The following is a 24032-nucleotide window of genomic DNA, read 5'->3' on the forward strand; positions in this document are numbered from 1 at the left end:
CAATAACTGCGGCGACGCCGGGGAAAGGCGGGAGAGACTGATGTCGCGATCACGGGTTGCGTGGGTGGCTGTGCCAGCCGCGCTGGCCATGACGCTCAGCGCGTGCGGTGGCGGCGGTGGGGGTTCGTCCACTGCTGGGGGCAAGGAAGACCCGGACGGCACCGTGTCGATCTACGGCACCGAGCCGAAGAGCACGCTGTTCCCGGCCAACACGACCGAGGCCGGCGGTAGCAAGATCACCGACGCGCTGTTCACGCGTCTGGTGGGGTACAAGCCCGAGGACGGCTCCACGTACAACTTGGCCGCGGAGTCGGTCGAGTCGAGCGACGCCAAGGTCTACAAGATCAAGCTGAAGCCGGGCCAGAAGTTCCACGACGGCACCGAGGTGAAGGCCAAGAACTTCGTCGACGCCTGGAACTACGCCGCGTACTCGCCGAACGCGCAGCAGGCCAGCTCGTTCATGGCGCCCATCGAGGGCTACAAGGACGTCCACCCCGAGGACGAGAAGGCGAAGCCGGCCAAGGACAAGATGTCCGGCCTCAAGGTCGTCAGCGACACGGAGTTCGAGGTCACGCTGAGCGCGCCGAACTCGGTCTTCCCGATCATGATCGGCTACCAGCCGTTCTCGCCGCTGCCGGACGCGTTCTTCGCGGACCCGAAGGCGTTCGAGGCGAAGCCGATCGGCAACGGCCCGATGAAGTTCGTCTCCCGCACGCCGAACTCGCTGATCAAGCTCGAGCGCTTCGACGACTACAAGCTCGAGAACCAGGTCCACTTCAAGACCCTCGACGTGAAGATCTACTCCAGCCAGGAGACCGCGTACCAGGACCTGGTCGCGGGCAAGCTGGACTTCATGGAGGCCCTGCCGCCGTCGGCCAAGGTCGGCGAGAAGTACAAGGCGGACCTCGGTGACCAGGTCCTGAACGCCAACCTGCTGGGCCAGAGCGCCATCGCCCTGCCGTACTACATCCCGGCGTTCAAGGACAACGTGAAGCTCCGCCAGGCCATCTCGATGGCCATCAACCGCGAGCAGATCACCAAGACCGTGCTGGCCGGCTCCTACGTGCCGTCCGACGGCTGGGTCTCGCCCGGCATCAAGGGTCACCGCGACGGCGTCTGCGGCGAGTACTGCAAGTACAACCCGGAGAAGGCCAAGCAGCTGCTCACGGAGTCCGGCTTCACCGGCAAGCTGACCATCCAGTCCAACCAGGACGGTGGCCGCAAGGAGCCGCTCGAGGCGGTGTGCAACAGCATCAAGCAGGCGCTGGGTGTCGAGTGCGAGTTCGTCGGTGCCACCAACTTCGGTGCGTTCCGCCAGATCGTCGACGGCAAGCAGCTGACCGGCATGGCCCGTTCCGACTGGTCGGCCGACTACCCGTCGATCGAGAACTTCCTGAACCCGCTGTACCGCACCGGTGGTTCCTCGAACGACTCGAACTACTCGAACCCGACGGTCGACTCGCTGCTGGAGAAGGCTGACGGCACGGCCAACCCGGACGAGGCCATCAAGCTGTACCAGCAGGCGGAGGACCAGGTCGCGAAGGACATGCCGTCCATCCCGACCTGGAACGAGAAGGGCATCGGCGCGCGGTCGAAGAACCTCCTCGCCGCCAAGCTGACCTTCAAGCGCGACGCCGAGCTCGCCGCGTTCCGGGTCAAGGCCAAGTAGCTGACCGCCGAAGCACACGTTGAGAACCTGAGCAAGTGATGTCCGAGCAGTGACCTTTCCGGCCTCGCGTCCGCCAAGCGTTGCGGACGCGAGGCCGGAGGGGTGTTCGGGCTCAGGTTCCGGCGCCCCCCACCACGCAAGGAGCCGACCTCATGGGTCGCTATGTGCTGCGCCGTCTGCTGCAGCTGATACCGGTCTTCCTGGGGACCACTTTTCTGATCTACGCCCTGGTCTGGGCGATTCCGCAGGACCCGTTCTCCGGCAAGTGCGGTCAACGGCCGTGCGACCCGTCCTACATCGCGGAGATGAGCCAGAAGCTCAACCTCAACGACCCGTTGCTGGTCCAGTACTTCAAGTACCTCGGCAACCTGCTGACCGGCAACTTCGGCACCACGTTCAACGGTGTGTCCGTCGGCGAGCAGATCTCCATCTCGTGGCCCATCACCTTCAAGCTGGGCATCATCGCGGTGATCATCGAGGCCGTCATCGGCATCATCGCCGGCGTCCTCACCGGTCTGCGCAGGCAGGGCTTCCTCGACAACCTGGTCCTGGTGTCGACGCTGTTCCTGATCTCGCTGCCGGTGTTCGTCACCGGTTTCGTGCTGCGGCTCTACCTCGGCCCGCAGGGCTTCGACATCATGGACACGTCCGTCGGCGCGGATCCGACGATCGGGGAGCTCATCCTCCCCGGCTTCGTGCTCGGCAGCCTCTCGATGGCCTACGTCGCCCGGCTGACGCGGACGAGCATCGTGGAGAACCGCCGCTCCGACTACGTGCGCACGGCCATCGCCAAGGGCCAGCCGCAGACCCGCGTCGTCGGCGTCCACCTGCTGCGCAACTCGCTGATCCCGGTGATCACGTTCCTCGGCACCGACCTCGGCAGCCTCATGGGTGGCGCGATCGTCACCGAGGGCGTGTTCAACATCAACGGCATCGGCGGCCTGATCTTCCGCGGCATCCAGGAGAAGGAAGGCGTCATGGTCACGGGCATCGTGACCCTGCTGGTGCTCGTCTACCTGCTGGCGAGCCTGCTCGTCGACCTCCTGTACGCCGTTCTCGACCCGAGGATTCGCTATGAGTGACCCAGGATCCGTGTCCGGCGGCACCGGACTCGAGGCGGCCGCGGCGGCCGGTGTGGACCAGCTCAGCCACGTCGACGACTCGTCGCAGAAGCAGCGCAAGCCTCGCTCGCTGTGGAGCGACGCGTGGGGCGAGCTGCGGCGCAAGCCCACGTTCATCATCTCGCTGGTGATCATCCTGATCGTCGTGGTGATGGCGATCTGGCCGTCGCTGTTCACGTCGGTCGACCCGCGTCACGCCAACCTCGACAAGTCCCTGCAGAAGCCGTCCGCCGAGGCGTGGTTCGGCTACGACCTGCAGGGCTACGACGTGTACGCCCGCGCCATGTACGGCGCCCGTGCGTCGCTGCTCGTGGGCATCTTCTCGACGATCCTGACCGTGATCATCGGCTCGTTCGTCGGCATCATCGCGGGCTACGCGAAGACGTGGATCGACAGCCTGCTGTCGCGGTTCGCGGACATCTTCGCGGGCATCCCGTTCGTGCTCGGCGCGATCGTCATCCTGACCACGCTGAACGCCCCGAACGAGAACCCCGGCGTCGTCCGGATCGTCACGCAGGTGGTGCTCTCGATCGCGGTGCTGTCGTGGCCGGTCGTCATGCGCATCATGCGTTCCGCGACGCTGGTCGCGAAGCAGCAGGACTACGTCAAGGCCGCGCGCGGCCTCGGCGCGTCGCCGATGCGCATCGTCTTCCGGCACCTGCTGCCGAACACGATCGCCCCGGTGCTCGTGTACGGGACGATCGCACTCGGCGCGTTCATCGGCGCCGAGGCGACGCTCGCGTTCCTCGGCATCGGCCTGCGGCCGCCGGTCGTGTCGTGGGGCGTGATGATCTCGGAGTCGCGCGACTACTTCCAGTCGGCACCGCACATGCTGCTGTTCCCCGCGGGCTTCGTCACCGTCACCGTGCTGGCCTTCGTCATGCTCGGCGACGCCGTGCGCGACGCCCTCGACCCCAAGTCCCGATAGGGAGATCTCGTGACTCAGCCATTGCTGGAGGTCGAGGATCTCCACGTGGAATTCCGCACCCACGACGGTGTGGCGAAGGTTCTCAACGGCGTTTCGTACCACGTCTCGGCGGGCGAAACCCTTGCGGTGCTGGGTGAATCCGGCTCCGGCAAGTCCGTGACCGCACAGACGATCATGGGCATCCTGGACATGCCGCCTGCGTTCATCACCAACGGTTCGATCAGGTTCCGCGGTGAGGACCTGCTGAAGAAGTCCGCGGAGGAGCGCCGCGAGGTGCGTGGCGAGGGCATCGCCATGATCTTCCAGGACGCCCTCTCGGCGCTGAACCCCGTGTTCACGGTCGGGTTCCAGATCGAGGAGCAGCTCAAGGTCCGCCGCGGGATGTCCAAAGCGGACGCCCGCAAGCGCGCCGTCGAGCTGCTCGACCAGGTCAAGATCCCGAACGCCAAGGGCCGGGTCTCGGACTACCCGCACCAGTTCTCCGGCGGTATGCGGCAGCGCGCGATGATCGCGATGTCGCTGGCGCTCGACCCGGAGCTGCTGATCGCGGACGAGCCCACGACCGCGCTGGACGTCACCGTGCAGGCCCAGATCATGGACCTGCTGGCGGAGATCCAGAAGGAACGCGACATGGGCATGATCCTGATCACCCACGACCTCGGCGTCGTCGCCGACGTCGCGGACCGGATCTCGGTCATGTACGCGGGCCGCATCGTCGAGCACGCCGACGTGTACGAGCTGTTCCGCGCGCCGGGCCACCCGTACACCGAGTCGCTGCTGGAGTCGTTGCCGCGCCTGGACCTCAAGGGCCAGGAGCTCAAGACGATCAAGGGTCTGCCGCCGTCGCTGACCAACATCCCGCCCGGCTGCCCGTTCAACCCGCGCTGCCCGCGCGCGTTCGACCGGTGCGTCACCGAGGTGCCGACCGTGCACAATCTCGGCATGGGCCGCACCAGCCGGTGCCACATCGCGGAGGAGGTTGTCGCTCGTGGCTGAGCCGATCCTCGAGGTCGAGAACCTCGTCAAGCACTTCCCGGTCCGGGTCGGCGTGCTGTTCAAGCGCACCGTGGGCCACGTCAAGGCCGTCGACGGCGTGTCGTTCTCGCTGAACAAGGGCGAGACCCTGGGCGTCGTGGGCGAGTCCGGCTGCGGCAAGTCCACCCTGGCCCAGGTGCTGATGCGCCTGGAGCCGCCGACCTCGGGCGTCGCGCGCTTCGAGGGCCGCGACATCTTCGGCATGAAGGGCGCGGAGCTGCGCAAGCTGCGCCGCGACATCCAGATCGTGCTGCAGGACCCGTACACGTCGCTGAACCCGCGCATGACGGTCGGCGACATCGTCGGGGAGCCGTTCGAGATCCACACCGACGTGGCGCCGAAGGGCTCGCGCCGGCAGAAGGTCCAGGAGCTCCTGGAGATCGTCGGTCTGAACCCCGAGCACATCAACCGGTACCCGCACCAGTTCTCCGGCGGTCAGCGCCAGCGCATCGGCATCGCCCGCGCACTGGCGCTGCGGCCCAAGGTGATCGTGTGCGACGAGCCGGTGTCGGCGCTGGACGTCTCGATCCAGGCGCAGGTGATGAACCTGCTGGGCGACCTGCAGACCGAGTTCGGCCTGTCGTACGTCTTCATCGCCCACGACCTGTCGGTGGTGCGCCACCTGTCCGACCGCGTCGCGGTGATGTACCTCGGCAAGATCGTGGAGATCGGCACCGAGGACGACATCTACGAGCGGCCGATGCACCCGTACACGCAGGCGCTGCTGTCCGCCGTGCCGGTGCCGGACCCGACCCAGCGCGGCCGGCGCGACGTCATCCGGTTGACCGGTGACGTGCCGTCGCCGATCGACCCGCCGTCGGGCTGCCGGTTCCGCACGCGGTGCTGGAAGGCGCAGGACATCTGCGCGACCGAGGTGCCGGAGCTGGTGTCGCGCAACGGGGGCCACCCGGCGGCGTGCCACTTCGCCGAGGAGCGCGCGGTCGTCTGACGTTCACCTGAATGAGGGGCCGCACCGTCCGTGCGGCCCCTTCTTCGTTGTGCTGGGTGTTCTGGCGTTGACGGTGTTCGGCGACACCCTGCTGGTGGATTGTCGTCACCCCATCAGTCCAGTTGGTGACTATCCAAGTAGTTTTCCACATCGTTGATCAACGCCCTTCTGGCGGTGTCCCCGGTCGCGGTCGCGTCGCTAATTTTCATCGCGTTCCGCCATTCACCTCTACTGGGGAGGAAATAGCGATGAAGAGGAAGATGTTCGTCGTGGCCGTCGGTGTGATCGGCGCGCTGGTCGCCACCGCGATGCCTGCCAGTGCTTCTCAGTCAGGAATTTCCGGAAATCTGCGAAAGGGTGAGTGGGTCAACTACAGCACGGCACGGACGATCACGGTCGGCGGCACCAACATCTACGTCAACAAGACCGACGGGCCTGAGATCGGGGTGAAGTGGCGCCGCTGTTCAGGTGGCGCCGAGGGTTCCGAGGTGCGCCTGCAGAACGCCGACCCGACGCCGCGCGTCCGCATCGGCTCGAACTTCCGGGCGAGCACCGTCTTCTGTCTTTCCGCGAAGTCGTACGGCAGCAACTCGACGGACACGTGGAACGGCAACGTCTGGTGGAACGTGAACTGAATGCGTTTCGTCTGTCTGCTGTTGTTGTTGTTCGCGGCCGGGTGCGGTGCTGCGGCTTCTCCTCCGCCGGCCGGGTATTCGGACGAGGTTCGTTCGCTTTATTCGACCATGAGGTGGCCGACGGACGTGCATCCGGACCTGGAGGCGCTGATCAGGGCGACCTCGCCACCGGACGGCGAACAGGGCTTCGCGCGTCAGGCGCTGGCGGTCGTCAACACCTGCGCCTGGTACCGCTCCTGGGACGCCGCGGTCGGCCGCGGCGACTCGGCGGGAGCGGCCTCCGCGCTCGACGCGATCACCAACCTCGTGACCCGGTATCCGCCGGAGGACGACAAGGCAGGCCGCCAGTTCGTGCGGGACGCGGCGCTCAAGGCCGCGGCCGGCGATCCGGCACCGGTCCGCGACTACGTGGACGCGAACTGCTTCGACACCAAGTGGTCGTAGACCCGCGTCAGGGTCTGGCGAGATCGGTGATCGACACGCCTGGTGCGACCTCGCGCGTGCCGGTCTCGGAGAACCCGCGCTTGCGGTAAAGCCGGAGCGCGGGTTCGTTCCTGGTGCCGGTGCTGACGGTCTGCGGCCCGTCCGGCAACGCGTCGAGCAACCTGGACGCGATGCCGCGGCGATGCGCCCGCGGGTGCACGACCAGCCGGCAGATGTCCACAGTGGACCCGTCGAGCCGGTACGACACCGCGCCGGCGAGACCTTCCTCGTCGTACAGCCCGAGGAAGGTCTCGCCGCACGCCCCGAGGTCGTCGAGCGACTCGTGCAGCGTTGGGATGCCGTCGAAGCCGATCAGCTCGGCCTCGACGGCGTAAGCCAGCCGCTGCACCGTCCACAGCTCGTGCAGGACGGTGTCGTCGGACAGGTCGAGGATCACGTGTTGGACGAGTTCCGCACGAAGTTCGCCAGGTCCTCTGACTGCTGGATCCTGCTGGGCTCGTGCACGTACATCATGTGGCCGGCCGGGTAGTAGGCCGACTCGATGTTCGCGGTGAGCTCCTTCGGGATCTGCAGGTGCGCGAGGAGGTGCTCGGCGGCGAAGTACGGCGTGGCGCCGTCGTACCAGCCGAACGCCACGTGGACCTTCAGGTGCGGGTTCGCGCGCATGGCCGCCGAGAGCTTGCCGGCCGTGGTGACGTGACGGCCCTCGAACTCCTTGTACGACCACTGCTCGATGGCCCGCGAGAGGACCTCGTACGGCAGGTCGTTCGAGTAGCCGAGCTCGGCGTGCAGGTAGTGGTTCATCGTCGCCGAGTACGGGCCGAGGATCGCGTCGATGGACGGGTCCGCGGAGATCTCCTCGCGGCCGTAGTCCTTGTCCCAGCCCGTGAATCGGCCGTCGATGCGGCCGACGGTCTTGCGGTCGCGGCGCAGCAGCTCGGTGAAGAACCGGATGTGCTCGATGCGCAGGTCGACCGCGTCCACGTACTCCGTGGACAGGCCGGTGAGCCTGGCCAGCTTCTCGATCGTCGCGGCGCGCTCGACGTCGGAGAGCCGGTTGCCGCGCGCGAGGGCGTACGGGTAGTCGCGGACCGCGAACTCCTCCGCCTCCGCGAGCACCTCCTTGAGCGGCCGGTCGCCGTGCAGGCCGTGGTAGTGCGCGATCGCCGCGTACGTGGGCAGGTAGAGCGTGTAGCCGAGGTCGTGGCCCTCGTTGAACTCGAGCGTCGCGAAGTCCAGCACCGAGGAGATCAGCATGAGGCCGTTGAGGTACATGCCGTGCTTGCGCTGCAGCTGCTCGGCCAGGCCGGCGGCCCGCAGCGTGCCGTACGACTCGCCGCAGATGAACTTCGGCGACATCCACCGCCCGTTGCGCGACGTCCACAGCCGGATGATCTCGGCGATGGAGTCGATGTCGGGCTGGTAGCCGTGGTAGTTGCCGGGCTTCTCGCCCTCCGCCGCCCGCGAGAAGCCGGTCGACACCGGGTCGATGAACACGAGGTCGCTCTCGCTCAGGAGGCTCTCCTCGTTGTCCGCGATCCCGTACGGCGGCGCGGTCAGGTTGCCGACGTCACCGCTCAGCACCCGGCGCGGCCCGAGGAGGCCCATGTGCAGCCAGAGGCTCGCGGACCCCGGCCCACCGTTGAACGCGAACGTCACCGGCCGCTTGAGCGGGTCGGCACCGTCGAGCGTGTAGGTGGTCAGGAACACCTCGGCCTTGGGCTTGTGGCCCTCGAACACACCGTCCTTGATCACCTCTTCCCTGAGCACGACACGCCCGGCGGTGGCGGTGTAGTTCAGCTCGCGGCCCTTGACGGTGATGCTGTGCTGGGTGGTGACCAGGTCATCAGCGGGAGACGAGGGCTTCTCTTCGGTCTTCTCCTCGGACATAGGAGCAACACTACGGAACTCGACGATCGAATTACGGCCTGCCGAGCGTGCCCGCGCCTGGTCGTGTGGCGTGAGTCGGTGGCGGTGGAGAAACGCGCGGCGTTTCGCGACGAGGAGTACTGGGGCAAGCCGGTGCCGGGCTTCGGCCCGATGGACGCCTCACTGCTGATCGTGGGTCTGGCGCCGGCCGCGCACGGTGGCAACCGGACGGGCCGGATGTTCACCGGCGACCCCTCCGGCGACTTCCTCTACCGCGCGCTGTACGAGGTGGGCCTCGCGTCGCAGCCCGAGGCCTGGTCCCGCGACGACGGCATGGAGCTGTACGGCGTGCGGATGGCCTCACCCGTGCGGTGCGCGCCGCCCGACAACAAGCCGACGGCCGAGGAACGCGACCGGTGCTCGCCGTTCCTGCACGAGGAGATCGCCCTGCTGCCGAACCTGCGATCCGCGCTGGTCCTCGGCGGGTTCGGCTGGAAGGCGTTCCTGCCGTTGCTGGGACCGGAGCGGCCGAAGTTCGGGCACGGGGTCGAGGTGTCGATGGGCGGCCTGCGCGTGTTCGGCTGCTACCACGTCTCGCCGCACAACACCTACACCGGCAGGCTGACCCAGAAGATGCTGCAGGACGTGCTGAGGCGGGCGGTTGCGGTGAGCTGATCGGTTCCTGACCCGCAAGTTGACCAAATGATCACCCCGGCTGGGCGAACCGTGTCAGGCTGATCCGCATGAAGTGGTGGCGGGCCGTGGTGGCGGTGGCGGCGCTGCTGATCGTCGTCGTCGCGGCCAGCGGTTCGTCGCCGATCACGCTCGTCAACCGGTGGAACGACCGCCCGCCGCCGCAGCACCGCTCCGGCTCGGTGGACCTGCCGCAGCCGCTGGAGCTGCCGGACGTGGTGGGCGTGCCGTTCACGGCGTTCCTGCTGGCCCTGGTGTTGCTGGTCCTCTTCGGACTGGTCGGGCTGCTCCTGGCGTTCGAACTGCCGCGCCGGCGCCGCCGCCGGGGCGTGCGCGGGGTGGAGATCGAGGACTTCGAGATCGGCGAGACCACGTCGGCGGTCCAGCGCGTCGAGAAGGCGTTGCAGGAGTTCACCGCGCACCCGCAACGGCCGCCGCGCGACGCCGTGATCGCCGCCTGGCTCGCGCTGGAGGAGGCCGAACCGCGCAAGCCGCACCAGACGCCCACCGAGTTCACCGAGAAGCTCGGTGTCGACGCCACCGTCCTCAAAGACCTCTACCAGCGCGCGCGTTTCGGCCACGAGGACGTGACGGCCGAGCAGGCCCAAGAGGCGCAACGGGAACTGAGCCGCATCGTCCGGGAGCTGGCATGAAGACCGCGCTGGCGCTGCTGATCGGGGTGATCATCGGCGTGGTGATCTGGTTGCTCGGCGCCGAACCGTTCTGGGCGGTGGCGCTGGCCGTGCCGCCGACCGCGTTCGCCGTGCTGGTCACCAGGTTGAAACACGCCACGGACATCGTGTGGAGCTCGGCACCGCCGCCGCCCGGCTCGATCAGCACCGCGCACGCCAGCACGCTCGCGTCGCGGCTCGCCGAGGCGGCGGAGAGCCCGCGGCGCTACCGGGAACGGTTCCGCACCCGGCTGCAACGACTGGGGATCGACGCGTCCGAGATGCCCGATCCGACGGAACTCGCCGAAAGGCTCAGGAGGGTGGAGTGACGATCGCTGCCAACACCATCGCAGCGGAGGCCGAGGCCGTTCTCGACGAGGTCGGCAAGGTCGTCGTCGGGCGCACGCGGACCGTTCGGCTCGCGCTCGCGGCCGTGCTGGCCGGCGGGCACGTGCTGCTGGAGGACGTGCCGGGGCTCGGCAAGACGCTGATCGCGCGGTCGCTCGCGCAGGCGCTCAGCCTCGAGTTCCGGCGGCTGCAGTGCACGCCGGACCTGCTGCCCGCGGACGTCACCGGGTCGTTCCTCTACGACCCGGGCAGCCGCGAGTTCGAGTTCCACCAGGGACCGGTGTTCACCGGGCTGCTGCTCGCCGACGAGATCAACCGGACGCCGCCCAAGACGCAGTCCGCGTTGCTGGAGGCCATGCAGGAGCGGCAGGTCACGGTCGAGGGGCGCACGTTCGCGCTGCCCAGGCCGTTCCACGTGCTCGCGACCTCGAACCCCGTCGAGTACGAGGGCACCTACCCGTTGCCGGAGGCGCAGCTCGACCGGTTCCTGGTGCGGCTCGACATCGGCTACCCGCCGGCGGACGAGGAGATCGAGGTCCTGCGCCGCCGGATCGCACGGCAGCGGGAGGAGGCCGAGGTGCCGCCGGTGCTGGCGCCCGGTCGTCTCGCCGAACTGCAGCAGGAGCTCGAACGGGCCACAGTGGACGACGATCTCCTGCGGTACTGCGTCGATCTGGCCGTCGCGACGCGGCAGCACCCGTCCGTCGAGGTCGGTGCGTCACCGCGGGGCGCACAGGGGCTGGTCCTCGTCGCCCGCGCCCTGGCCAGTTTGGACGGACGCGGTTACGTGACGCCGGAGGACGTCAAGGAGTGCGCGGTCGCCGTCCTCGCGCACCGGCTGGTGATGAAGCCGGAGACGTGGACGTCCGGCGTGAACGGCGTGCAGGTGGTCACCGAGCTGCTCGGCAAGGTTCCGGGCCCGCCCAGCTCATGAGCAGAGCCGACAAGATCAGGGAGGCGTTCGCCCAGTCCCACGGCGCGCACTGGCACCCGACGGACGCGTACGCGCGGGCCGTCTGGCTCGGCACCGGGCTCGTCGTGGCCGGGCTGTTCCTGCACCAGGTCGAGATGGTGCTGTTCGGCGTTCCGCTCATCCTCTCCGTGCTGCTCACGAACAAACCGAAGGGCACACCGACGGTCAGCGTCCGCCCGGTGCCGCGCGGGGCGGGTGCGGGCGTCGTGCACACCGTCGCGCACCTCGACGGGGCGGACGCCGAGATCGCGGTGGTCAAGCTGCCCGGCGTGACCAAGGCCGTGCCCGCGCACTCGCCCGACCTGCCGGTCCGGATCAGGCGCGACGCGTGGGGACCGGGCATCGACCTCCGGCTCGACCACCTCTTCGCCGGGCCGGACGGCATGCACGTCTACGGCCCGATCGTCGGCACCGAGCACGTCCGCACGATCCTGCCGCCGGTCGAGCACCACCCGTCCGGACCGCTGCCGCCGCGCCCCGCCGGCCTGGTCGGCATCCACCGCTCGCCGCGGGCCGGTGACTCGACCGAACTGCGCGACATCAGGGCGTTCCAGCCGGGTGACCGGCTCAAGCGCATCGACTGGCGCGTGACGACCCGCACCGGCACGGTCCACGTGCGCGAACGGCACGCCGAGGCCGACGCGGAGATCGTGCTGGCCGTCGACACCAGGACCGACGTCGGCGCGGACGTCGCGCTCTGGTCCTCTCCGCACTACGGGGCCACCACCCGCCCGGACGGCAGCCTGGACCGGGCGGTGCGGCGGGCCGCGTCGATGGCCGCCGGGTACCTGCGGCAGGGCGACCGGGTGGCGTTGACGGACCTGAGCCGGCCGCAGCTCAACGTGCGGTCCGGCGTCGGGCGCCGGCACCTCATGCGCATCCGCACGCAGCTGGTGGTGTGCGTGCAGGCCGCCGGGTGGTCGTCGCGCGTGGCGTTGCGGAAGCTGCCGCACGGGTCCGTGGTCGTGCTGCTGTCGCCGTTCCTCGACGACGAGATCGCCGAGCTGGCCGTGCAGACGCGCAAACACGGTCACGTCGTGCTGGCGATCAACACGCTGCCGTTGCCGTTGAAACCCGACCGGGAGACGCCGTGGGGCGAGGTCGCGGCCGAGATGATCGCCGCGGAACACCGGCAGCGGCTGCGGCGCATGGCCGAGCACGGGGTGGCGGTGACGCGCGAATGCTGATGCGACTGGCGATCGTGCTCGCGGCGCTGCCCGTGGCGCTCGTGCTGCGCCTGGACTCCGGCGCTGTCGCGCCGGTCGTCATCGTCGCGGTGCTGACGGCGCTGTCGGCGCTCATGCCCGGCAGTGCGGGTCCGGCGCTGCTGATCGGCTACGCGGCGCTCGCGATGGCGTTCGGCGACGGGCACCCGCTGCGGCTCGGCGTGTGGATCATGATTCCGGCGCTGCACCTGATTCACGTGACGTCCGCACTGGCCGCGGTCGTTCCGGTGAAAACGAAAATCGAGCTCGCCGCGCTGAAAGCTCCGGCCCGCCGGTTCGCCATTGTCCAGGCGATCTCTTTTGGTGTCGCCGCGTTCGCCGCTTTCATCCCATCGGGGCCCAACATCGGGCTCGTGGAGCTGCTCGGACTGGGTGCTCTGACGGTCGTGATCGGGGTCGTGGCGCTGAGGATCTGAATCGCTCCTCTCAGCGAGAACTCCTCGACTTCTGCTCAAGCCCCAGGTCAGTCGCGAGGGTGTCCGGCATCACCCGGCGACGGTAGTCACAACGGCCCCTTCGGACGCGCGAAAAAGGGGGTCTCGGTGCGACCATGTCTGTATGGCTGCTGTGAAGTCGCAACCCACGCGGATCGTGATTGTCGGTGGTGGGTACGTCGGTATGTACACGGCTCTCGGATTGCAGAAGAAGCTGCGATCCGGTGAGGCGTCGGTCACCGTCATCGACCCGCAGCCGCACATGACCTACCAGCCCTTCCTGCCAGAGGCGGCGGCCGGCTCCATCGAGCCGCGCCACGTCGTCGCCCCCCTGCGCAAGGTGCTCAAGCGCTGCCACGTCGTCACGGGCCGCGTCACCAAGATCGAGCACGCGCGCAAGATCGTGACCGCCGAGCTGTCGGACGGCCACGTCGAGGAGATCGAGTACGACGTGCTCGTCTCCGCGCTGGGTGCGATCTCCCGCACGCTTCCGATCCCCGGCCTGGCCGAGGTCGGCATCGGCATGAAGACCATCGGTGAGGCGATCTACGTCCGCAACCACGTGCTGTCGCGCCTGGACCAGGCGGCCAGCACGAACGACGCGGACCTGCGCAAGCGCCTGCTCAGCTTCGTCGTCATCGGCGGAGGCTTCGCTGGCATCGAGACGCTCGCCGAGCTCGAGGACATGACGCGGTATGCGCTTCGGTACTACGAGGGCATCAAGCCCGAAGAGATGAACTGGGTCCTGGTCGAGGCCGCCGGCCGGATCATGCCCGAGGTCTCCGCCAAGCTCGGCGCGTGGACCGTCGAGGCGCTGGAGAAGCGCGGCATCAAGATCTTCCTCGACACCCGCGTGAAGTCGTTGGAGAACGGCCACGTGGTCCTGGACGACGGCACGGAGTTCGACTCCGACACGATCATCTGGACCGCCGGCATGAAGGCGAACCCGGTGCTGCGCAACACGGACCTCCCGCTCGACGAGCGCGGCCGCGTCCGGTGCACCGCCGCCATGCAGGTGCAGGGCCTCGAAGGCGTGTGGGCCGCCGGTGACTGCTCCGCGGTGCCGGACCTCTCGCGCACCGAGGAGGACCCGACGGCGACGTGCGTGCCCAACGCGCAGCACGCCATCCGCCAGTCGAAGCTGCTCGCGAAGAACATCGTCGCGTCGTTGCGCGGCCAGCAGCCGAAGGACTACTTCCACAAGTACCTCGGCTCGGTCGCGGGCCTCGGCCTCTACAAGGGCGTCGCGGACGTGTTCGGCCTGCGCTTCAAGGGCATGCCGGCGTGGTTCATGCACCGCAGCTACCACGTGGCGTTCATGCCCACCGTGAACCGCAAGCTGCGCGTGCTGATGGACTGGACGCAGGCGCTGTTCTACGGTCGCGAGGTCGTGGCGCTGGGTCAGATCAACGACCCGAAGTCGGACTTCGATCGCGCCGTGCAGAGCTGAGATTCACTCTCTGTGAGTGACCTGGTGCCCCGGACGAGATCTCGTTCGGGGCACTGTTGTGGCCTCTAGGCGGAACTTAAGCGCCCAATCGGAGTAAAGCTCCGGCGGTCGCCTTGACATTGCGTTACGTGAACCAGAGACTACGGCAGGTGCATCACCTGAATGCGTGATGCGCCTGTGTGGGGAGAGAGGTGATCCCGATGTCTCTCGAGGAGCTGGCCGCACAGCTTCGCCGTGGCGAGATCGAGGACCCCGCGTTGGCGCAGTACGCCGCAGAGTACGCGCAGGCGGGGCAGAGTTTCCGCAGCAAGAAGGACGATTGAGCAGGTCAGCTGACGGGCGGGTGCCGGGTGCCCCGTCCGAGGCTGCCAGACCGTTGCTGCTGCAGGGTCAGGACTACCTCTTCCGCTCTCCGCCCAAATGCCTGGACTTCCAGGAACAGGTGCACCGCCTCGGCATGGTCGACGAGGGCGACGGCAACCCGCAACCCTGCGTGCTCGTACTGGCGCGCGCCGCCGACATGGAGATGAACGAACTCTCCATCGCACTGGCCGAGCGCGGCATCCGCATGGCCCGCATCGACGCCGACCGCTGCGTCGACCTGCCGCTGTCCGTCTACACCGACCAACCCCTGATCGAGCTCGACCGCTGGCTGCTGCGCCCGCTTCTGGTGTGGCGCCGCCACTTCGAGCTCTCCGCCGTCCCGGTCGAGCCGGGCACGCTGGCCGGCGCCTACGCGGTCGACCAGTGGGCCTCAGTCGCCAACTGGCTGTCTTCCCGCTCCGACTGGGCACACGTGAACCCCTCGCGCTTCTCGACGCATCTGGACCGCCTCACGCAGCTTTCCGACGCATCAGCCTTCGGCTTGCGTGTGCCGCGCACGGCCGTGACGACACGTCCAGGCCGCACGCGCCCAGGCGGCGGCCGCTGCATCGTGAAGACAGCGGGACGACACCTGTTGGAACCGCGCCCAGGCGTGCAGCACGGGCTTTTTCCCCGGCCGTTGGAGACCTCTCGTGCCTCGGACGCCCCCGAGCCCGCCCCGGTGATCGTCCAGGAGTACGTGCCGTCCGACACCGAGCTGCGCGTGTTCGTGGTGGGAGAGCGGTGCATCGCCTTCCAGGTCGACAAGCTCGACCCCGCCCAGCTCTGGGTGGACCCGGACGCCGTACGCGTGACGCCGACGTGCGTGCCCACCTCGCTGTCCGACCGCCTGCTGGCCCTGGCACGGCACTGGCGCGTGCAGGTGGCCGCGTTCGACCTCCTCGTGACCGGCTCCGACCACGTGTTCCTGGAGATCAACGTCAACTGCGACTGGCGCTGGTTCGAGCACAGGGCAGGCGACAACTCCGTCTCCGCGGCCGTGCACGACTGGGTGGCGCTGCGCTTCAAGGAGCTGCTCGGAGCGGGGAGGGCGCGCTGATGTTCGGGTCCGTTCGACGCTTACCCGGATGCTCGCTCTAGTCCAATTCGCTGGGCCGTGCGGGCGAGAAAAGTCCATCCGCTCACACAGGCAGACGATCAAGGCTTAGGCTCCCCGTCGCCCCCGTAGCCCAATCGGTAGAGGCAGGTCCCTTAAAAGGATCACAGTACGGGTTCGAATCCCGTCGGGGGCACCATCTCCATCCGTACCAGGATCTGGTGCCTGAACAGGCATTTTGTTCGGCGTAGGCATGGCTTCGACGATCCTTTTGGCCGTGTCCGCTACCTCCGATAGGGCTTCGGAGGGGAGCCGGAGAGTAACCAGAAGTTGATCATGGCCATCGTCCAGGTGGACGCTGAGCCGAGTGATCTTGAACTGGAGTCGTCGCAGCAGGTCAGGGTTGTTGCTGAGGTCTGCGGCGGCGCGCGGTGCCTCGGTGTCGGGCCGTTCGGTCCGGCGTGTCGCTCGGTGTGGGCTTCGTCACCGGGTGCTAGCGCGTCAGTTCAATCGTGGTTCTGGCGGCTTCAGGATCACCCGCTGAAACGTCTCGGGCGTCCGGGGTTCGCCGGAAGAGTCTTCTGACCCGGCAGTCACCAGTACCAGCACCGCCACGGCGATCACCACCACTGCTGCCATCAGCGGCTTCATGCCGCCTTCTCACGTTGTCCGGCGCCTACATGCGTCTACGGCGGCATGAGCTATGTCGGCCCGTGCGGGGTCGGCAAGGGCTACCAGGGGCGCGCAGCCGGTGACCCGTCGCCGACCTGAGTCTCCACGGCTGCCCCCGGCATCGTCGCGAAGCGCGGCGGTGGCCTGATCTTCTACCCGAATGCCGCTGGCCGCGCCGGAGGCAACACGTCTCGTGTGCCGATCACGCTCGGTGCCACGAGGAGCAGAATGGACTTGGTGGCATCAAGAAGGTGATCCTGCTGACCGCGGCCCTCGCGCTCAGCGGCACCAAGGAGTACAGCCGCATCTACGGGCTGATGTTGGACCTCAAACCGTTCCGGGCGACCCTTTGCCGTACGACGAGCTGAATATCGCCGCCTTCGGCATGTCCGCAGCCCGACGTGGCCCGACCACCCCGAACCGTCGTTCGTGCGGACTGCGCGGATCTGAAGATCCGTTCGGTGGTTAGTGATCAGTTGGCGCGTACGTAGTGCACTTTTCGTGAAGATCAGTTATGTTCGAACCCGTGTTCGACGGCGGTTGTGACTCTCTCAACTGCGGCGTCGAGGGTCTCGTGCTCCCAGATGCGGATCACAGACCATCCCGCCGCGGCGAGTACCTCATCGGCCCGCCGGTCACGTTCGATGTTCCGCCGGAGTTTCGGCGTCCAGTACCAGTCGTTGGTAGTGGGCTGTCTTCCGTGCTCCGGGCAGACGTGCCAGAAGCAGCCGTCGACGAACACGGCGATCTTGCGAGCGGTGAACACGATGTCCGGCCGGACCTTGATGCCGTCGTCGAAGCGGAGCAGGTGATCTTTCCGGTAGCGCAGCCCGCGCCGGTGCAAGGCACTTCGCAGCGCAACCTCTGGTTTGGTTCCAGAGCGGCGATTCGCCTGCATGTTCCGCGATCGTCCCTCGTTGAGGGGCGCGGGGTAGCGGCCTTCGGCGTGAGCTCGCTCACGCCGGATCCTGGGATCTTCTTCGGGCACGATCATCCCGTCCAGCAGGTCAGCTTGTACCGAACGTGCAGGTGCCGGAAGATACCCCAGTCTTGTCGTCCGTTTGTGACGCGAACAAGTGAAAGGAGGGCCTGTGGTAGCCCCCGAGGCCGGGAAGCCGCTGAAGGTTGTTGAGATCTGCGCCGGCGCGGGTGGACAGGCCCTTGGGCTCATGCAGGCCGGCTTCGAGCACGAGCTCGCGATCGAGCTCGACCCCACCGCGGCTGACACGCTTCGCGCGAACTTGCGCGCCCGGCACGGCCTTCCGGAGCGCCCGGAACCCTTCCGTGCGAAGCGGGGCGGCAAGAAGGCGCCAGCAGCTCCTGATCCCATCGAGATCGTCGATGGCGTGATCACCGGTGACGTGGCTTCCGAGAAGGTGTGGGACAAGGCGCACAAGGCGGGCCTCGCCCTTCCTGAGAGTTTCGATCTCCTGGCCGGCGGTGTGCCATGCCCCCCGTTCAGCCTGGCGGGTCAGCAGCACGGTTCGACGGATGAGCGTGATCTGTTCGCCTGGGCAGTGCATCAGTGTCAGACTCTCAAGCCTCGCGCCCTGCTGCTCGAAAACGTTCGCGGTCTCAGCACCCCGAGATTTTCCGGCTACCGGCAGGAGATCCTCGACCGGTTGATCGACATGAAGTACGTCGCAGAGTGGCGGCTGTTGCACGCTTCTGACTTCGGAGTGCCCCAGTTGCGGCCGCGATTCGTTCTCGTTGCTTTGCAAGAGGAGTTCGCGCCGTACTTCCACTGGCCTGAGCGTCAAGACGAGCCGCTGACAGTTGGTGAGACTCTCCGCGAACTCATGGGTGCTCGTGGATGGAAGGGGCTGGACGCCTGGGTGGCGAAGGCCAACGGCATTGCGCCCACGATCGTCGGCGGTTCGAAGAAGCACGGTGGTGCTGATCTCGGCCCGACGCGTGCCAAGAAGGCCTGGGAGCAACTTGGCGTCGACGCATGGGGTATTGCAAACGAAGCGCCGGCTGAGAACGACGAGTTCGAGATCGGACCGAAGCTCACGACTGAAATGGTGCAGCTCCTGCAGGGCTGGAAGCCAGGCGAGTGGCGGTTCGTGGGACTGAAGACGTCCAAGTATCGCCAGGTGGGCAATGCTTTCCCGCCGCCGGTGGCCAGGGCGGTCGGGCTTGCGATCAAGTCTGCTCTGCACAAGGTGGGCGATCCGGTCGATCGCGACGTCAACACCGAGCACGACCCGATCTACCGCGCACTCCGCGATGCCGGCGACTTCCTGACTGCGGCGCAGATCTCCAAGGCGATCGGCAAGGAGCTCGAAGCGCACGAGCTGGAGCACCGGATCTCATTGCTGAACAAGGATTTCGAGATCGAGATCCAGAACAGCAAGACGAACGTCGCCAGGTTCAAACTGGGCAAGTTCAAGGCGTTCGTCGGTCAGGCTGACCACGTCCGGCACGACTTGTTCAACAAGAACAAGTCGAAGATCAGCTGAGCGCTGGTTCGCCGCCGGCAGCATGACCTGCGCGTTTGTCGTCAAATGATCAACTTGAGCAGCGCGTCAGCGTCGTCCGGAAACCGCAGTTCGCGTAGTGCCATGGACATTCGGACGACATCCTGTGTCCGGTTCGTCCGGTGGTCGCGACCGTAGATCCGGACCAGGGTGTCGGCGAGGTCGTCGTGCCGCTCTGCGCGGAAGTGTGCAACACAGTGCGCCGCTTCGTCTGCGTTGTGGTGCTCAGAAAGCTGCGACAGCAGGGTCAGTGCCTGTTCGTGCAGCCCGATCTCGGTCAGCTCGATCGCCTCTGTCGCCACCTGCGGTGCCGGTCGCTCTGCAAACGCATTGCTCTGCCGGTCCCCCTCCTCGACGGGGACCGGCAGGATGCCGGGCGCGTCGTTGTTGCCGCCATGGTCGGCAAGCAGCCGCTCCAGCTCCTCGATGCGGCGGTCCTTGCGCGCCGCGGCATCCATCCGTGCCTGGCGTCGGCGTCCATCGGTGGCCTCTGCTCGCGTGCGAAGGTCCTGCAGCTCTTCAGAGGTCAGAGGCAGTACATCGGTGGCACGCTCGCTGATCAGCTTGTAGTACTTCATGACGAAGTCCTCGGAAGGGACGTTCTTGCCGTTGAAGTACCTGCACAGGCTGGACTTGCTGTGGCCGGCTTCGACGATGTCGAGCAACTGGGCGTGCGAGATCCGCTTGCCGTCCTGGTAAGCGACGCTCTCGTACAGATCGCGCAACGCCTGGGCGAAGACCTGCCTCGGTCTTGGCAGGTCCGCGCTGATCTCCGACTGGAACACCCCAGACAGCATCGCCACCCCTTGTCGCGTGCGTGCAGTTCCGTCTGACTGTACGCCGTCTACGCGGCCATAGATGTTGCTAAATGTATCGCGCAACACGAAAACTTTGTTTCGTGTTGCGCGATTAATTCGCAACACGAATCGCTGGCCGTGGCCCCCTATGGCGTGTTCTCGTTGTCATAGCGCCGTTGGACGCGTACGGCGCTTTGCGCGCTTTACAGCGCCATGTACTTGTAGGCTCGTCACTTGGCTTAGGGGAGGAACCATGTCGATGCCCTCGTGGAGGGACAAGGACAGCAAGCGCGGCAGCATGGTGAGGGGGGCGCTGTGGCTGGTGCAGGAAGTCGGCGTCAACGGGATCTTCACGAAGAACGACCTGCGTGAGGCGTTTCCGGACATCGCCCAGATCGACCGCCGGCTGCGCGACCTGAGGGACTACGGCTGGCAGATCGACACGTACCGCGAGGACCCCGGCCTGAAGCAGGACGAGCAGCGGCTCGTCGGGGTGGGTGCGGAGGTGTGGATCCCCGGCCAGGCCAAGACGGTCAAGCAGAAGGTCGGAGTAACTGCGGCGCAGCGGAAGAAGGTGATGGAGGCTGACGGCTGGCTCTGCCGGTCCTGTGGCATCGCCGGCGGCGACACCTTTGACGACGGCGCGATCGCGCAGCTGGACATCGCCCGGCGCCAGGTGCTTCTGCCTGACGGAACCGAGGAGACCCAGTTGAGCACCGAGTGCAACAAGTGCCGGGTCGGGGGGCGCGGCAGCATTGTGGATCTCGCCGAGATTCTGCGTCTGGTGGAATCCCTGGGGCCACTCGAGAGGAAGATCTTTGGTGGCTGGCTGAGCGCTGACGAACGACGCTTGAGTGGACTTGAGAGGCTGTGGGGCCTTTACCGTGCAATGCCGGCGGATTCCCGCACGGCTGTGCGGCGTGAGGTGCTCGGGGACGAAGAACTGGGAGTGTGAGGATTTGATGCATCGGGAATTTCCCCCGCCACCCCGCGCCGTGGAGTTCAGCGAGCTGGTCAAGAAGCGTCTCGCGGAGGCGAAAGAGTCCGGTGGTACGCGCGAGACCGTGACCGTCGACTGGAACGGGCAACCGTTGCACGTCGACGTGATCGAGGCGCCGCTCAGCAGCCTGTACTTCAACCCCGCCACTCACCGCATCCGGGCCCAGCGGACGCACGACCCGAAGCGGGACGCGGAGCTGGACGCCGACCCGTACAGCGCGGCGAGCCAGGACTATCTGAAGTACCTGCTGCAGGCCTCGCCGGCGGATCCCAGCCGCCGGGACCCGGAGTTCGACGACCTGCTCAAGAGCCTGAAGGAGTTCGGGCAGAACGACCCTGGGCTCATCACGCATCAGGGCGTGCTGGTCAACGGAAACACCCGTGCTGCGGCGCTGCGTGAACTCGGCGCGCAGTCGATGCGCGTGGGCGTGCTGCCCGAGTCGTTCACGTGGGCAGACGTCAACTCGGTCGAGCTTTCGCTGCAGCTGCGCAAGGACCACCGGCGTGACTACTCGTACATCAACCGGCTGTTGGCGATGGAGGAGCAGGCTTCCCTGGGCCGCACGGCGGAAATGATCGCCAAGGAGTTCAGGATCCGCACCGACACCTATCACCAGGAGCGGTGGATCCTCGGCGTGATCTACGACCAGATCGAGCGGAGCCGGGACCCGGTGCGCGGCACCGGGTTGAGGTTGATCGACTTCGAGCAGCACCAGGAGAAGCTCAAGGAGCTGCATCGCGCCTACCACAAGGAGAAGGCGGTCGATCCCGACAACGCCGATGTCCTTAAGGAGATGAGGCTGGCCGCGATCAGCCTCGGGTTTGCGAAGACCGACGTCCGTCTCATTGAGGACGGCATGAAGTTTCGTGAGCAGTACCTTGACAGCAGGCTGCCGATGGAGTTCGGCACGGCGGGTTCGGACGATGCTCCGGTGTCCATTCCGGGCCTGGGCATCAGCGTTGCCGGCACCTCCAGCGCGGTCACCGCAGCCCGCGAGCTCACCGATCGGATCCTCAAAGCGAAGGCAGCCAGAGGCGCAACGGGCACCTTGGCCGATGGCCAGAGCCGTGCTGCAAGTGAGACGTACGATCAACTCAAGGATGCGTTCGATTTGGCGTTGGAGACGGCAGGGCGCAACGCACGGCTTCAGAAGCGCAAGCAGATGGCGCCGGCTCGGCTCGCCGATGCGAGTGCGAGCATTGACCAGTGCGTTGCCGATCTTGTGCAAGCGCGCAGTTCGCGTTCACTCGACGAGGAGGCGTTCGACGACGCTGTGCTGAAGCTGCGGGACAGCCTCCGCAAGCTCGCCAAGCAGGCCGGCCGGGGGCTGCAGAACCCCGGTGACGGCGTGACGTGGCTGCTCGATGCGACTTCACCTGGGGGAATTCGGTGAACAAAGGCCAGACGGAGCCGTCGCTGTGCCTCGACTTCGACGAGACGCGGACCAAAGTCACCATGAGGACGGTGCATCAGCATCGTGACGACCTCGTGCGACTTGCCACGCGTTTCCGCACCGGAGCGCAGCTCGGCCCGCTGGCGATCACCGTAGATCTCGACGATCTCCTGTCGCAGCTGGATCTGCTCGCAAACTGGCCTCAACCGGCCAGCGTGGACTGGGCGGACGAGCTCGCTGAGCTCGTCCGCAGCAACGTTGAGGACTCGAACGCGGTTCGGCGGCGGCTGGATGCGCCCGGCGGGGCAGGAGAGGTTTCTGCGGGCGACGTTCTGTCCCTTCTCGGCCACGACTGGAAGGGCGATCTTCGCGAGTTCCAGCGGAGGGACATCGCGAAACTGCTGTCGTTGCGGCACGGCGCGAACTTCAGCGTGCCTGGTGCAGGAAAGACGAGAGTGGCTCTGGCGGTCTTCGCCGCGCAGCGCGCGCAGGGGAACGCTGAGCGGCTGCTCGTCGTGTGCCCCAAATCGGCGTACGAGTCGTGGCAGTTCGAGAGTGTCGAGTGCTTCGACGAGCCATTGCGCACCCAGGTGTTCGAGCGCTTCGTCGAGCCGGACACGAAGGTCCTGATCATCAACTACGAGCGGCTGGCCAGGTCCGCCACTGCGCTGGCGGCCTGGCTGAAGGCGGCGCCGTCGATGATGATTCTCGACGAGGCGCATCGGATGAAACTTGGCACCCGTGGTGCGTACGGATCTGCCTGTATGGCGCTCGGACCGCTTGCTCGCAGGCGGCTGATTCTCACCGGCACCCCCGCTCCAAATGGAGCGAAGGACCTCGAAAGCCTCATGGGCTTCGCATGGCCGGGATACGGCCACCGAACGGTCGCATCAGCTGTCGCGGGTGGTGACCTCGCGTACGCGAGCACGGTGCTCCGGCCGCTGTTCGCGCGCACCACGAAGCTCGAGCTCGGTCTTCCGCCGATGGAGACCAGGGTTCGGTATGTGGACATGCCGCGGCTGCACGGTCAGATCTATGACGCCATTGTGGGAAAGGAAGCTGCTCGCTCCGGCCGCGACGACCTCGCTGCTCTGGGGAAGACCGCATTGCGGTTGCTGATGGCGGCGACCAGTCCAGCGCTGTTGATCGAAGGCGAGACGCGGTACGAGCCGCTGGAGTACCAACTGCCGCCGCTCGACATCCCCGAGGGCGACTCTCTGTACACGATGCTGAAGAGGTTGCCCGATTACGAGCTGTCTCCGAAGTACCAGGAGGCTGCCGCGATCGTCGCCGAGAACGCAGCTCGCGGTCGAAAGACGCTGGTGTGGACCACATTCGTGCGCAGCCTCACAACGTTGCACAAGCTTCTGGCTGCCTTCCAGCCAGCGATCGTCCACGGGGGGACGGTCGAGCGCGCGGAGGAACTGCACCGCTTTCAGAACGACCCGGACTGCTTGGTTCTCGTCTCCAACCCGGCGACTCTTGGTGAAGGCATCAGCCTCCACCAGGTCTGCCACGACGCCGTCTACGTCGACCGCGACTTCGTCGCTGGCCGGTTCTTGCAGAGCCTCGACCGCATTCACCGGCTCGGTCTTGCGCCAGATGTCGAGACGCGGGTCACCGTGCTTGCTGCACGCGGCACCATCGATGAGGTCGTCGAGCTCCGCTTGGCGAAAAAGCTTGAGTTCATGGGCAAGATCCTGGATGACCCTTCGGTCCAGCAACTGTCGGATCTTGAAGAGGAGCCCGCAGTTGCGAGCGGCCTGGAGTCCAGTGACGTCCAAGCGCTGCTGAGCCACATCGGTAGGTGATCGATGGTGTCACA

General features: G+C 66.8%; 25 protein-coding genes and 1 tRNA gene. 21 read left to right on the forward strand and 5 right to left on the reverse strand.

All coding sequences use genetic code 11. From position 1 onward, the window contains the following. Nucleotides 1-40: 40 nt before the first annotated feature. The 7 genes from ABZV40_RS20625 (at nt 41) to ABZV40_RS20655 (ending at nt 6781) form a co-directional block, all read left to right on the forward strand. Entirely contained in the window at nt 41-1669 is a 1629-nt protein-coding gene (locus tag ABZV40_RS20625; protein WP_355443591.1) for an ABC transporter substrate-binding protein, read from the forward strand. Nucleotides 1670-1821: 152 nt separating this feature from the next. Next, entirely contained in the window at nt 1822-2751 is a 930-nt protein-coding gene (locus ABZV40_RS20630; RefSeq protein WP_355443593.1) for an ABC transporter permease, read from the forward strand. Then, nucleotides 2744-3718 (forward strand): ABC transporter permease, encoded by a 975-nt coding sequence (locus ABZV40_RS20635; protein ID WP_355443595.1) that lies wholly within the window; start codon nt 2744-2746, stop codon nt 3716-3718. The genes ABZV40_RS20630 and ABZV40_RS20635 overlap by 8 nt, the downstream gene beginning before the upstream one ends. 9 nt (nt 3719-3727) lie before the next feature. After that, a complete protein-coding gene (locus tag ABZV40_RS20640) occupies nt 3728-4714 on the forward strand; it encodes an ABC transporter ATP-binding protein (RefSeq protein WP_355443598.1) in 987 nt (328 codons plus the stop codon). After that, nucleotides 4707-5702, forward strand: a complete 996-nt coding sequence (locus ABZV40_RS20645) for a dipeptide ABC transporter ATP-binding protein (protein ID WP_355443601.1) — start codon at nt 4707-4709, stop codon at nt 5700-5702. The genes ABZV40_RS20640 and ABZV40_RS20645 overlap by 8 nt, the downstream gene beginning before the upstream one ends. Before the next feature lie 248 nt (nt 5703-5950). Next, nucleotides 5951-6337 (forward strand): hypothetical protein, encoded by a 387-nt coding sequence (locus ABZV40_RS20650; protein ID WP_355443604.1) that lies wholly within the window; start codon nt 5951-5953, stop codon nt 6335-6337. A gap of 108 nt (nt 6338-6445) precedes the next feature. Further along, nucleotides 6446-6781, forward strand: coding sequence for a hypothetical protein (locus tag ABZV40_RS20655; protein WP_355443607.1), 336 nt, complete (start codon nt 6446-6448; stop codon nt 6779-6781). 7 nt (nt 6782-6788) lie between these two features. Here the strand turns inward: ABZV40_RS20655 and ABZV40_RS20660 are convergent, their stop codons facing one another. Further along, nucleotides 6789-7217 (reverse strand): GNAT family N-acetyltransferase, encoded by a 429-nt coding sequence (locus tag ABZV40_RS20660; protein WP_355443610.1) that lies wholly within the window; start codon nt 7215-7217, stop codon nt 6789-6791. Next, nucleotides 7214-8671 carry a peptidase S10 gene (locus tag ABZV40_RS20665; protein ID WP_355443612.1) on the reverse strand — a complete coding sequence of 486 codons (1458 nt, stop codon included), beginning with the start codon at nt 8669-8671 and terminating at the stop codon, nt 7214-7216. Before ABZV40_RS20665 ends, ABZV40_RS20660 begins: the two co-directional genes overlap by 4 nt. 30 nt (nt 8672-8701) lie before the next feature. Between ABZV40_RS20665 and ABZV40_RS20670 the strand changes: the two genes are divergently transcribed. From ABZV40_RS20670 to ABZV40_RS20715, 10 genes are all read left to right on the forward strand, one after another. Continuing rightward, entirely contained in the window at nt 8702-9325 is a 624-nt protein-coding gene (locus tag ABZV40_RS20670) for a uracil-DNA glycosylase (protein ID WP_355443773.1), read from the forward strand. A gap of 68 nt (nt 9326-9393) precedes the next feature. Then, the gene (locus ABZV40_RS20675; protein ID WP_355443615.1) at nt 9394-9996 is read left to right on the forward strand and encodes a DUF4129 domain-containing protein; all 603 of its coding nucleotides are present in this window, start codon (nt 9394-9396) and stop codon (nt 9994-9996) included. Beyond that, nucleotides 9993-10343, forward strand: coding sequence for a hypothetical protein (locus ABZV40_RS20680; protein ID WP_355443618.1), 351 nt, complete (start codon nt 9993-9995; stop codon nt 10341-10343). Before ABZV40_RS20675 ends, ABZV40_RS20680 begins: the two co-directional genes overlap by 4 nt. Continuing rightward, on the forward strand, nt 10340-11296 hold the full coding sequence (locus ABZV40_RS20685) for a MoxR family ATPase (protein WP_355443621.1): 957 nt from the start codon (nt 10340-10342) through the stop codon (nt 11294-11296). Before ABZV40_RS20680 ends, ABZV40_RS20685 begins: the two co-directional genes overlap by 4 nt. Further along, a complete protein-coding gene (locus tag ABZV40_RS20690; protein ID WP_355443623.1) occupies nt 11293-12522 on the forward strand; it encodes a DUF58 domain-containing protein in 1230 nt (409 codons plus the stop codon). The genes ABZV40_RS20685 and ABZV40_RS20690 overlap by 4 nt, the downstream gene beginning before the upstream one ends. Further along, nucleotides 12516-12977: a hypothetical protein gene (locus tag ABZV40_RS20695; protein ID WP_355443625.1), complete on the forward strand. Its 462-nt coding sequence runs from the start codon at nt 12516-12518 to the stop codon at nt 12975-12977. Before ABZV40_RS20690 ends, ABZV40_RS20695 begins: the two co-directional genes overlap by 7 nt. Before the next feature lie 142 nt (nt 12978-13119). Next, nucleotides 13120-14445, forward strand: coding sequence for an NAD(P)/FAD-dependent oxidoreductase (locus ABZV40_RS20700; protein WP_355443627.1), 1326 nt, complete (start codon nt 13120-13122; stop codon nt 14443-14445). 200 nt (nt 14446-14645) lie between these two features. After that, nucleotides 14646-14768: a hypothetical protein gene (locus ABZV40_RS20705; RefSeq protein WP_269083663.1), complete on the forward strand. Its 123-nt coding sequence runs from the start codon at nt 14646-14648 to the stop codon at nt 14766-14768. Next, on the forward strand, nt 14765-15868 hold the full coding sequence (locus tag ABZV40_RS20710) for a hypothetical protein (protein ID WP_355443630.1): 1104 nt from the start codon (nt 14765-14767) through the stop codon (nt 15866-15868). The genes ABZV40_RS20705 and ABZV40_RS20710 overlap by 4 nt, the downstream gene beginning before the upstream one ends. Before the next feature lie 119 nt (nt 15869-15987). Continuing rightward, nucleotides 15988-16064, forward strand: a tRNA-Leu gene (locus ABZV40_RS20715). A gap of 302 nt (nt 16065-16366) precedes the next feature. Here ABZV40_RS20715 and ABZV40_RS20720 read toward each other — a convergent pair. Together ABZV40_RS20720 and ABZV40_RS20725 are read right to left on the reverse strand one after the other, a co-directional pair. Continuing rightward, nucleotides 16367-16516 (reverse strand): hypothetical protein, encoded by a 150-nt coding sequence (locus tag ABZV40_RS20720; RefSeq protein ID WP_355443633.1) that lies wholly within the window; start codon nt 16514-16516, stop codon nt 16367-16369. A gap of 529 nt (nt 16517-17045) precedes the next feature. Then, nucleotides 17046-17531 carry a very short patch repair endonuclease gene (locus ABZV40_RS20725; protein WP_355443636.1) on the reverse strand — a complete coding sequence of 162 codons (486 nt, stop codon included), beginning with the start codon at nt 17529-17531 and terminating at the stop codon, nt 17046-17048. Between the two features lie 97 nt (nt 17532-17628). Between ABZV40_RS20725 and ABZV40_RS20730 the strand changes: the two genes are divergently transcribed. Further along, nucleotides 17629-18999: a DNA cytosine methyltransferase gene (locus ABZV40_RS20730; protein WP_355443639.1), complete on the forward strand. Its 1371-nt coding sequence runs from the start codon at nt 17629-17631 to the stop codon at nt 18997-18999. A gap of 41 nt (nt 19000-19040) precedes the next feature. On the opposite strand, the gene ABZV40_RS20735 is transcribed toward ABZV40_RS20730, so the two are convergent. Further along, on the reverse strand, nt 19041-19814 hold the full coding sequence (locus tag ABZV40_RS20735) for a hypothetical protein (RefSeq protein ID WP_355443642.1): 774 nt from the start codon (nt 19812-19814) through the stop codon (nt 19041-19043). 253 nt (nt 19815-20067) lie between these two features. Between ABZV40_RS20735 and ABZV40_RS20740 the strand changes: the two genes are divergently transcribed. The 3 genes from ABZV40_RS20740 to ABZV40_RS20750 all read left to right on the forward strand — a co-directional run bounded on the left by ABZV40_RS20740 (nt 20068) and on the right by ABZV40_RS20750 (nt 24018). Beyond that, a complete protein-coding gene (locus ABZV40_RS20740) occupies nt 20068-20769 on the forward strand; it encodes a hypothetical protein (RefSeq protein ID WP_355443645.1) in 702 nt (233 codons plus the stop codon). A 136-nt stretch (nt 20770-20905) separates the two neighbouring features. Then, nucleotides 20906-22207 carry a transcriptional regulator gene (locus ABZV40_RS20745; RefSeq protein ID WP_355443648.1) on the forward strand — a complete coding sequence of 434 codons (1302 nt, stop codon included), beginning with the start codon at nt 20906-20908 and terminating at the stop codon, nt 22205-22207. Further along, a complete protein-coding gene (locus ABZV40_RS20750) occupies nt 22204-24018 on the forward strand; it encodes a DEAD/DEAH box helicase (RefSeq protein ID WP_355443651.1) in 1815 nt (604 codons plus the stop codon). The genes ABZV40_RS20745 and ABZV40_RS20750 overlap by 4 nt, the downstream gene beginning before the upstream one ends. Nucleotides 24019-24032 lie beyond the last annotated feature (14 nt).

It is taken from the genome of Lentzea sp. NPDC004782 (genome assembly GCF_040609115.1).
Classification (GTDB): Bacteria; Actinomycetota; Actinomycetes; order Mycobacteriales; family Pseudonocardiaceae; genus Lentzea.